Raw genomic sequence first — 10,130 nt, 5'->3', positions numbered from 1 at the left:
CGCAACGGACGATCGGCTGCGCAACCCCGACCAGCTCCGCCGATCGTCCGTTGCTCCACCCGCGCCACTTGGCGTACAAAACCCCGAGACTCTAACTGCCGCTGGATGAAAATTCAGGGGCAGGTCAGACCGATCTCTCAGGCTTGAGCGGCGCACATCATTTCCTGCTTGATGCAGATCCACCAGGCGCCGAACTGCTTCCAGTCGGGTAAGAGCGGATTTTTGCGTGGCGAGGCGGGGCTCATTTTTATCCGCCGCGCCAGTTGCGAACTAGGCTAGGCGCGCGCAATGTTCGCAGCGCGGCCGCCCTCCGGTGCCGGAGGCGAGATATTGCCGTTCGATGTTATTGCCCTCAGTACACTTGTCGTTGTCGTGATAGACGTTCCGCGCATTGGGCTTCTTTGAATGAAATGGTGACACCTTCGACATAAATCGGCCCTTCCCGATGAATGGTATTTATTCGCACAGGATAGCAAACACGTGGGTTTGATTTGATGCAGTAGCCCCGCGGTCAGCGCATAAATTTCGCGCTCCATCGAATTTTTCGACGAATTCCATCATCGATCACAGATCAGATGCGCACGCGACTATCCCCCTTGATGAGCTTTGCGGATCGACGCTCATTTCATGTCAGGTTGCTGGGATGAGCTACTACGTCAGCAGAATCAAGATAAACGGCCTCGCCGACCTGCACACGACGAAGACACTGCCGGTACGCGCCGCTGCTGGTCTCGTATATCTTCTCAACCGTACTAGGCAGGTCCTCTCCATCATGGTTAAAGACCTCTGCAAGGGGGCGACCGGTCATCGTTGCCGACCGCGAGAGGCCCAGAAGACCGAGCAGTGTCGGCGCAAAATCGCAAATACTCGAGGGGATTTGCGAGACAAAGCCACCTTTGATCAACGGTCCCGCCAAAATGCCGACCGACGACATCTCCTTGGCATGCAGCCCGCCGTGCACTCCGAGGCCGATAGGCCCATCCACACTCCAAGTGCGGCCGCTAAGGCCAAATGGATCGAGTCTGTCATCCGACCGGAACGAGAACAGGATGTCCGCCGATCGGGGATGGTCGGCGAACACCAAGTGGCGGGCAAAGCTGCCTGGTGCAATGCCATCGAGCGCGCCACCCGCGGTGAACATCGGCCCACACCAGGGCCTTTCGATCATCGCCCCGACCGCGAGGCGGATAACGTGTTCCGATGGCTCGGTGAGGTAAATTGCTCCGACCTGCCCAGGTATGACGACGGCATCGGTCCCGGCCGCCGGTGTCGGGCCACAGCGCAGCCCCGCAGCCTCCAGCGTCTCGAATAGATCGGCCTGCGCATGCACCGTCACGTGCCCATGTTTGGAGGTGGCGATCAGGTGCACGCCTTGGGACAAGCCCTCAGCCTCCCACCAATCGAGCACGCGGCCAAACTGCCGATCGACAAAGTTGATTGCTTCAAGCGTCTTTGGCGCGCCGGTCCCACAATCGTACGAGGAGATATCGGGCTCGCCGAAGGAGAGAATTGCGACGTCGGGCCGAAGCCGAGGCCAGATGACCTGGAGAAATGCTGAAGTCAGAAAGGCTTGAGAGGCAAGATCTGGGGTTCCCGTGGGCGGGGGTGCCGGCGTCGGCCCCAGCAGAGTCTCCACTTCTGTGAGCATCTCGGCCGAGGTCGCGATGCAAGGGAAGTGACCGGAGAGCGTCACTTGGCCGAACTTTCGAGCCTTATGGTTCAGCAGGCGCGTTGCCCCCCGCCGAATTGGAAGCCAGGACCGCGAAGGTCCTGCCGTTCGCCGCTAAGATCTCGCCAAGTGACGGCACACCTAGTAGATGGCCGCCGCTCGCGGCATCAAGATCCTCGATCATGCGCGCGTCACTCGTGTCGACGGAGCGCGGAATCGGGGACTGCTTGTCGAGATGATGAGTTTCCAACGATGCCGTGGCGATCCGGCGTCGCGCCAGTGACGAGGCTCGTGAGAGCTATTCGTGTTTCGCTGGGATAGACGGTACGCTGCCGGGCCAGCACCGCGGCGCTGAAGCCTGACCAGATTCGGCGTTAGTAATGGCTTGACGAGATCGGGGCGAAGCCCATCGAACAGCACGATGAGAACCCGATTCCGGTGCGGTCGTTCGAACATTATCGTAGAGCTTTCGTTTAGCTGGGAGGTAGCGGATTGGAAACGCCCAGGACTTGGCTGACGCGCCAGCGCCATCGACTTGGAGCCGACGCTGATTGCTAGCGCTAGCGCAATGCGGGTACGGAGCTCCCGGCTATGCTGACCAACGCCCAGTCAGCGTGTCGACCGGTCCCGGGCCGGGATTAGCGGCTCGCGAGCGCCAGCAGCTCTCCTCAGCCGTAGTCTGGGCCGAGTTGGATTGGACACCGGCTGCAGTGTCAGCAATTTGGTCTGAGCATGGTCGCCTGATGCACGTCTCTCGGCGCAGCGCAAAGCCTCGGAATTCATCACAGGCCCCGAGGCCGCCGAGCCTGGCGGGCATCGAACAAGCCGAGGGTAGCCTTGGCCTCGCAAGCAACATTGGCAAATGCCGCGTCCAACCGAACCTGCTCGCCGCCGCAGCCGATCCTAATCTGGTCGCCATCGCGATTGAGCCAGGAATCGTCGCTGACGTGGCTCGTATCGCGTGGCGGCTTGATTCCAGCGATGCATCTCGTGTGCTTGGGAGGAATTCCGCGGCTGTGGAGCTTGCAGAGACCGGTCGGCGTGTTGAAAATTGATATTCCGGACTAAGCGTGATCGCATCGACGCCCGGTGGGCGCCGGTGGGCCGCACGATTTGCGGCCTTTTCTCTCGAAGAGAGGGAGCCGTTGAGCCCTTCTGCCAGTGGTGACAAGTTTGAAAGCCTGCAAGTCGTCAAAGGATGCTTTGAGGACTCCTACTTGGTTATCGTTTCTTTGAAACGAAATGATCGAATAATACGATGCTAATCGCTATCTCTTCTTATCTATCTTTGCAGTCGCGCCATGAAGCGCCACGTTCAATTTTCAGCCGATCCTGCGTTCGACCCCGTCGCATCGGCACTGGCAAGCATGCTGGCGTATGGCCGCCGTTTGGCATCAGTGATGTGCGCGCATCAGTGAGCGCGCCTTGTCAAGTGGCGGAACCGCAGGACGAGGAGCGCCGCATAGATGGTCGTTCCGATCGACAAGCCAATCCATATACCAATGGCGCCCAAACCGACCTTCAGACCGAGCCAATAGCTGCGGGAAAAGCCGATCAGCCACCAAGCAATGGCCGCAAGCAGAAGCGGCACCCGCGTGTCCTTCAGTCCGCGCAGGCCGCCTGACGCAATGCACTGGGCGGCGTCAGCGATAGAGAGGTTTGCGCCGGCGATGAGGAGCTTTGCAGCGAGACCGATCGTTGCCTCGGAACGCGGGCCGACCCGCCCAGGAACAGCTCGCAATCCTCCCTCTGTTGAAAGTAGCGGGCCTGTCATCTAGACGGCCCTCGATGTCGATGGCGACATCAGCGAGCGGTTCCCTTGGTGACAGTCTGGAGATCCAGATCTCAAAAAGACGTCGAAGGCAATCAAAGTTCGCGAGCCCGACGCACGAACCGTACCGAGAAGGCGGATTTGTGCGTGAGATATAGCTTATACGCGTTAATCCGGCAATACACATCGAATAATGTGAAGGAGCATTCATTCCTGGCAATGGGCCCGCCCTGACAATCAGCGGACAGTCCAAAAGCTAGCGTAGCAGAAGATGGCTGCCGGACACGATGACGCGCCTCTCAATGCTATCCGGGCGTTTGTGACCATTGCGCGCAAGGGAAGCGTAACGCGTGCAGCGAGCTCATTAGGAACGACACAGAGCTCGGTCAGTCGTTATTTGGCTGTGTTACAAGACTACTTTGGTACGGATCTAGTACAACGGCGGGGCCGGCGGAGCGAATTGACGGAACTTGGAAGGCTCTTCGCGAACGCCGTTGCCGAGCCGCTCGACACAGTGTGTTTCACCGCAACGAGAATGCGGCGTAAAGGCCGAACGGATGCTAATCGTGGTCCGCACGTCTCTTTCCACCTTCGCATACTCCTTTCTGATTCCGAATCTCCAGGCGTTCTCTGCTGAGATGGGCGGCGTAGTCGTCGACGTGATCAGTTCATTGTCTCCGCCGAGATCCTCCGACAATTTCGACATCCTGCTTACTCGCGATCTTTGTGTCGTTGAACCGGCTGACGATTGGGCAATCCACAATGAGACGCTCGTATGCGTAGGCTCGCCAAAACATGTCATGAGAAAAACGCTCGCAACTTGCCCGTTTGATGCCGATTCTTAATATCACATCGCGGCCCGACATACTGCCCACCTGGCTCAGGGCGATGAACGCCGCAAAGGACATCAAGTCGGGGGCGCGATACGATCATAATTACCTTGCTTTGCCGGCCGTCATAACCGGGAAATGCCTGCTGGTAGCGCCTGAGATCATTGTCAGCGATCTCGTGCGCACGGGGGCGCTCTATGTGATACCGGGATCGCGTACTCCAAGCGGCATGCAATATCGGGCCTATGCGGTGGACCGAAATGACAATCCCGAAGTCGCTCGTGCCTTTTGCCGATGGGTCGCTCGGCTCTGTAAAAAGGCTGCAATTCCGGAAGCCGCCTAACCGCGTATCGTTGATAGCAGAAGTTCGATCGATGCTTTAAATAATGCTAGCGCGTCCATTTGCACATGCAAACCGTTCCCGATCGACGGCGAGGCACGTTTTTGGTGAGTACCGCGGCCAACCCGCAGTCCAGAACGCTGACCGCGCCCCGCCAGAACCCGTTCCGGCTTCAAACCGGCCAACACAATCGTCTTGTGAGATACCCGGACCGTACCATCAACCAAAAGCTCAGGACCCCTCGCTCCTGTCTTTGCGGTTACGGCGGAGCAATGCGCGATAGCCGCCTCGCATGAGACGCAGTCCCGTCTGGACTAGGCGAATGGCCCGGCTGCGGAGATGGTCTGTTTTCCAGCCGCGATCAGGAATACGATGCTTACCGAATAGGCCTTGTGCGATCTCGCGATAGCTATTTCCTTTCAGCGACCCATCGACTGCACGCAAGGCGAGGATGAGCCGATGACGGATCAAGATTGTGACTCCAGAGGACGTGGTCCAAGGGGCCGCGGTTCGAGTGCGCGAGCGAAAGTCGATGAGCTGCCGCAAATGAACCTCGAAATTGCGATCGAGCGGCAGGTCGACAGCAACCGATGAGGCGCCCGATGGAAGTTCGCTGAGCCACGGGCGATGCTTCGCTCCTCCGAGCGCCACGATGGCATGCCATCCATCCGGAACGCAACGAAGCTCACGGCCCGCTAGCTTGCTGAAATCCAGATCGTACCGTTTGGACGCCGTCGCGCGAACAGAGGCGCGCACGGCCAGCACGGTCGACAGCACTTCTGGCGCCCAGAAAATGACTTATTGGTCGAACCTGCGGATCAGCTGCAAAAAGACAGACCCCGCTGCTGTCGGAAGTGGTCCGCCATCGCGCCGGAGCGTTCGGTGGCGGCCAGGCCCATATAGTCCGTTTGGTCCCCGCAATTGCGGCGGAGCCACTCCCAGGCTATGTCCGCAGCTTCTGCTTTCTTGGCGTCAGGATAGGGTTCCCCTGTTTTCAATTGCACCCGGCGTCGTACTACTTTCCCCGTATGCTTTTATGACATGCAAGGAATTGCAGCCGAGAGCACGACTATTTATGGTTGCGCCATGTAAATATTCGCTGTTATGCGATTCCGTGATGGGACCATCTAATTTTACGATCGGATACCAACAGAAGTGCCGCTCTTTTCCAAACGCATTCATTCCTCACTCTTCGGCCAACCGCGCTGCAGGAGATGCCGAAGCCCTGACGCGCCGCCCACTTGGCGCGAGCCAGATGACTTTCAAAAGTACGACGGCCGCGATCCGGATCAACGGTGAGATCAATACCAAGCACAATGCGCGCAACTTCGCGCCAATCAGCGTTATCGGCCAGGGCATCGAGGAGACGCATATAAGTGACGGCATGTTGCTCGTCATACGGCGTGAGCTGGGGCGCGTTAGGCGCGGAATCTGCAATTTTTGGATCGAGCGGCACTGCCTGAAAGTCCTACTAGATTGAGAAGCATCGATTCAAGCGACGTAGCCGTATTAAGCGGCTCTTCGTAGAGAACCGATCGTCGCGGTCTGCAGGAACACTCCTTGCCAAAGCCAATTCGTGGCTGGCAGCGTCTGTTCCCATCGTTCCCTTCGATTTCGCTCGCTCAGACCGCCGCCAGAATATTTGATCGCAGTCCGTTACGCTCAGAGCGCGATCAGCAGAACTGACGTCCAGCGTGCGGCGCTGTCGGCCCGAATCAAGAGGTCAACATGTTTCTCGGCATAACTCGTCAGCATTGGCTCGCCCGGCGCGACATCGCGACGTCTGGATCCAGTACCAGCTCTTTCACTTAGCTTACGCGCGAACTCTGCTCATCTGTACTCGAGGCGAACCTACCGCAATAGGTAGGTTATAGCCGGTGGTTTGATGGCCGTCAGAATGGCTGCTTTAGCGCATGAAAGCTCGTGCGCTTGTCGCCTGGAATGTGCGCCGGATCCGCGTAGATCGCGGTATTTCGCAAGAGGGGTTGGCGTACGATGCACGGGTTGACCGCTCCTATTTGGGCGGTATCGAGCAGCAATCGGAGAACCCAAAAATCGATATTCTCGAGCGCATCGCAGAAACGCTTGATGTTCATTTGTCTGAATTCTTTCTTCAACCACCCAAAGGTTCGGCGCCGCCAAAGACCTTGCGTAAGGGTCGCAAGCCGGCGCGTTCACGTCGAAAAACGAAATAGTACCCCTCGATGACGGGGTTTATGCTTGCTGCCCAAGCGGCAAAATCAACGTCGCAGTTACCGCAAACGGCGGCAGGGCACATTTCCTCGTCTCCAGAAGGTGAAAACGATCTTTCTTACTAGAATTGGTAGCGGCGGTCGCTTCGTGCTTGCTGTAGACTTCGCCATCGAGATCGATGACCGGTTCGCGGCTAAGGCGCCGTAATTGGTGACCGGGATCAGCAACGGTCGTGCAAGATGACCACAATCCTGAGGGCTCTCAAAAAAAGGAACGAATCCGGCCATTCAAAACCGCGATCTAAGAACGGAGCTGCAGATGCCAAGTCCGATAGGTACTCCATTTATCCCACCAGCACTCACAAAATTTCCCGACGGTGCGTCGCGGGACCGATGCGGTCGCGCCTGGAGGCGCCAAGCGAGCTTGGCTAACAATCCCCATGGCAATGACGTCGTTTACGTTTGGCTACGCTCCGGCGGCGAACGTTCGGCGTCGTGCTTATTGCGCACTGCATGAGCCCAAGGAAGTGCAGCAGCTTTAATCAGAAACGGTACCATAGCGGCGTGCTGCTTGACGCTAGCGGACAATTCATAGGCGGACACACTAAGCGAGCCGATCCAGCACGTCTATCCCAGCCGAAAACGGGGATGGTCTCGGGGCACCCAAACACGTAGGCGATTGGTCCGCTCGTGCGCTGCCGTGAACCGATTTCATAAAACGGTGCCGTGATTTCCAAACGATGAAGCTGCAAACTCATGGGCACATGGTCATGAAGCTTGTCGAATTTCCTTTCGGACGCCCCAGAAGTTCGACCGTCTTTGTTGGCAAGAGTCGGTTTGGCAACTGGGTCGTCCGCGAACAGAATGGTATTTTTGGTGGCCTGTTCGCGAGCCGCGCGCAAGCGCTCAAATACGCACTCTGTGAGAATGGCCAACATCCCCACGCGGGTTCACGCATGGCCATATCCCCAGAAGGAATTCTGAACACCTTTCTGCGAGACCGCCAGGTTGGGGGGCCTTCGCCCCTTAACTGACAGCTGTCGATGTCGGCCCATTGACTGCATCTCAACAAATCATGAAGCCGAAAAGCACTGCCGACACAGTGCGTCCATTTGCTTGCCGTTATCGGCCGAAAATGTCTTGATGGCTATCGAGAAAGCCAACGAACACCTCCACGATGAACTCAGCGTCGGCGCGCGTCATCGGTGTCGAGATCGATGCGGCAGCACCATGCGGCAGGATGATGCCGTTCTCCGCAAAGAAGCGTACGAGCTCCTTCATTCGACCTGCTCCGGCAGGCGTAAGATAGGCCTCGCGGTAGTCATTCGGGGTTTGCGCCTTCGGATGGATGCGAAACAGTGAGGCGGCTCCGGTCACACACATCGGCGCGTCCCTGGTTGAGATAGCTCGACAGATTCCGTCCCGGACAATATCACCAAGCATCTCAAGATGTGCAAAAGCCGCTTGATCCAGATGCCGCATTGCGGCCAGCCCCGCTGTCATGGAAAGTGGATTGGCGGAGAACGTACCGCCTTGCGGAAGCAGCGGCCGACCCGCTGAGGCATCGAATACCTTCATAACGTCCTCGCGACCGCCGATTGCTCCAATCGGCAAACCGCCACCGATGATCTTGCCCATAGTGATGAGGTCCGGAACAAGGCCGTAACGTGCTGAAGCACCCTGGAAACTCTGCCTAAGATTGAGGACCTCATCAGCAATCACCAGGATGCCGTTCCTACGGGCAGATTCCTGCACTGCGGCCATGAATTCAGGCTTAGGCGCAACGAGGCCACCGCGGCTCGGCATCGGATCCAGAACGATGGCGGCAAGATCGTGCGCATTCGATGATATCAAGCGGCGCCCCCCTTCAAGATCATTGAAACGGAGCACAACTACTTCGTCGAGCACGCTCGCAGGCATCCCGCGATAGAAGGCGGTGGACTTTGGCTCGACGGCGTCCCCCCAATTGTCGGGTGTCGCTGCTTGACTGACCTCGACCCAGTCATAGGCGCCATGGTAGGCCCCCTCGAGCTTGGCAATCTTCGGACGTCCGGTGAAGGCCCGCGCAGCTTTGATCGCAAACAGCACGGCCTCAGTTCCCGTATTGACGAAGCGAACATGATCAACCTGCGGAATGCGGCCGCAAAGTAGTTCAGCGAGTTCGATCTCCCTCTCCGTCGGATTTGCGAAGCAGGTGCCGCGCTGGAGCTGATGCGTTAGCGCTTCCACTACGGGCCCGAACGCATGTCCATGGATCAACGTCGTAAAGTTGCAATTAAGGTCGAGAAACCGGCGGCCATCAGCATCGAACAGATAGCTGCCCATCCCACGCTCGATGTAGAGCGGAGTTGGATTTCGCTCAATTGTTACCCGCGAGGTACCGTCTGGGAAGACCTTTTTGGCCCGGACAAAGTTTTCGTTGGACCGCCCAGGGCGCAGAAATCCAGGCGCCATATTCGAACCTCCAATCTCCAGGTTCACAATATCCTCCTCGATTGCTTTGCCAATGTTGCTGAGTGGGCCAACCAACTACCATCGCCGCGCCACAACTTTGAGCCTTGCTGTTCGGCTTCCGGGAGTGTCGGAGGTCTCTGGAGCGACATCGAACCAATTTGAGCAGCCCGGCGACCTGAAAATCGCCAGACTATCTCCCTTGCTCCGGATTGACCTCTACGGGATTGCGGAGTGTCATCACTTGAATATGCGGCAAACTCTATAGGTACCCTCAGGTTAGTTAGCGACATCGCCTTGTCCGGCAAGATGCTAGTTGACCGTACACACCAATAATAAATCGAGATACTACCTACTTTGGTGCTACCTACTTTCGTTATTGCACACGGTTGTGTGCATTGTCTTAAGCGTGTGTCGCGTTACGTCAATCCTTCCAGCATAGAGTTGATCTTCTGCACAGCCGAAAAGATTAAGCGCCCGCTCTACGTGTTCCGCTTTTGTCGCCACAAAAGCGCAAAAGCGGAGCGATAGCCATCGACCAAGAGCCGGCGCACGATGCCCACTCCAATCCCGCGCGCTCCTCCGGTCACAAGCGGAACGCGCCGGTCGCCTTAGTCGCTGGGTTTTTCTGGCTTCAGCATGATCAGAGTGCCGCAAACGGGGTAAGTAGCGAGCACCGCCCCGTCGAGAACATTGGCCCAAGCGCTTCGGAGGCGTCGAACAATGGATCGAGACTTGACAAGCTTTAATCGTACGCATACGACGAGGACCGCCTGATTGACGCATGCGCGCGGGTACAGTTAGTTCTATGATCGGCGGGGTGAAGGTCAGGCGGCTTGCTGATCGGTGGGATTGGCTTGGCGCAGGAGCTTCCATT

At 57.6% G+C, this 10,130-nt stretch carries 9 protein-coding genes and 1 pseudogene; 3 read left to right on the top strand and 7 right to left on the bottom strand.

Annotation, left to right across the window (positions count from 1 at the left end; translation table 11 throughout):
• Positions 1-625: 625 nt before the first annotated feature.
• The 3 genes and pseudogenes from P0R31_RS39975 to P0R31_RS39965 form a co-directional block, all read right to left on the bottom strand.
• Positions 626-1,693 carry an alkaline phosphatase family protein gene (locus tag P0R31_RS39975; protein WP_275520833.1) on the bottom strand — a complete coding sequence of 356 codons (1,068 nt, stop codon included), beginning with the start codon at positions 1,691-1,693 and terminating at the stop codon, positions 626-628.
• Positions 1,694-1,860: 167 nt separating this feature from the next.
• A complete protein-coding gene (locus P0R31_RS39970; protein WP_275520831.1) occupies positions 1,861-2,013 on the bottom strand; it encodes an alkaline phosphatase family protein in 153 nt (50 codons plus the stop codon).
• A gap of 1,067 nt (positions 2,014-3,080) precedes the next feature.
• Positions 3,081-3,377, bottom strand: a pseudogene (locus P0R31_RS39965) (MATE family efflux transporter); the annotation flags it as partial.
• 334 nt (positions 3,378-3,711) lie between these two features.
• Between P0R31_RS39965 and P0R31_RS40965 the strand changes: the two are divergent.
• Positions 3,712-4,077, top strand: coding sequence for a helix-turn-helix domain-containing protein (locus tag P0R31_RS40965; RefSeq protein ID WP_343299373.1), 366 nt, complete (start codon positions 3,712-3,714; stop codon positions 4,075-4,077).
• Positions 4,078-4,328: 251 nt separating this feature from the next.
• Entirely contained in the window at positions 4,329-4,613 is a 285-nt protein-coding gene (locus P0R31_RS40960; RefSeq protein ID WP_343299372.1) for a hypothetical protein, read from the top strand.
• 228 nt (positions 4,614-4,841) lie between these two features.
• On the opposite strand, the gene P0R31_RS39955 is transcribed toward P0R31_RS40960, so the two are convergent.
• The 3 genes from P0R31_RS39955 to P0R31_RS39950 form a co-directional block, all read right to left on the bottom strand.
• Positions 4,842-5,387, bottom strand: coding sequence for a DUF2285 domain-containing protein (locus tag P0R31_RS39955; RefSeq protein ID WP_275520828.1), 546 nt, complete (start codon positions 5,385-5,387; stop codon positions 4,842-4,844).
• Between the two features lie 41 nt (positions 5,388-5,428).
• The gene (locus tag P0R31_RS41260; RefSeq protein WP_430516897.1) at positions 5,429-5,614 is read right to left on the bottom strand and encodes a transcriptional regulator domain-containing protein; all 186 of its coding nucleotides are present in this window, start codon (positions 5,612-5,614) and stop codon (positions 5,429-5,431) included.
• 98 nt (positions 5,615-5,712) lie between these two features.
• Positions 5,713-6,066: a hypothetical protein gene (locus P0R31_RS39950; RefSeq protein WP_343299371.1), complete on the bottom strand. Its 354-nt coding sequence runs from the start codon at positions 6,064-6,066 to the stop codon at positions 5,713-5,715.
• Positions 6,067-6,523: 457 nt separating this feature from the next.
• Here P0R31_RS39950 and P0R31_RS39945 point away from each other — a divergent pair, with 457 nt between their 5' ends.
• Positions 6,524-6,805 (top strand): helix-turn-helix domain-containing protein, encoded by a 282-nt coding sequence (locus P0R31_RS39945; RefSeq protein WP_275520826.1) that lies wholly within the window; start codon positions 6,524-6,526, stop codon positions 6,803-6,805.
• A 1,119-nt stretch (positions 6,806-7,924) separates the two neighbouring features.
• Here P0R31_RS39945 and P0R31_RS39940 read toward each other — a convergent pair.
• A complete protein-coding gene (locus tag P0R31_RS39940; protein ID WP_275520834.1) occupies positions 7,925-9,256 on the bottom strand; it encodes an aspartate aminotransferase family protein in 1,332 nt (443 codons plus the stop codon).
• Positions 9,257-10,130: the final 874 nt, after the last annotated feature.

Origin of the sequence: Bradyrhizobium yuanmingense, assembly GCF_029167105.1 — a bacterium.
Taxonomy (GTDB): Bacteria; Pseudomonadota; Alphaproteobacteria; order Rhizobiales; family Xanthobacteraceae; genus Bradyrhizobium; species Bradyrhizobium yuanmingense_A.
This window is presented reverse-complemented; position numbering and strand designations above follow the sequence as displayed.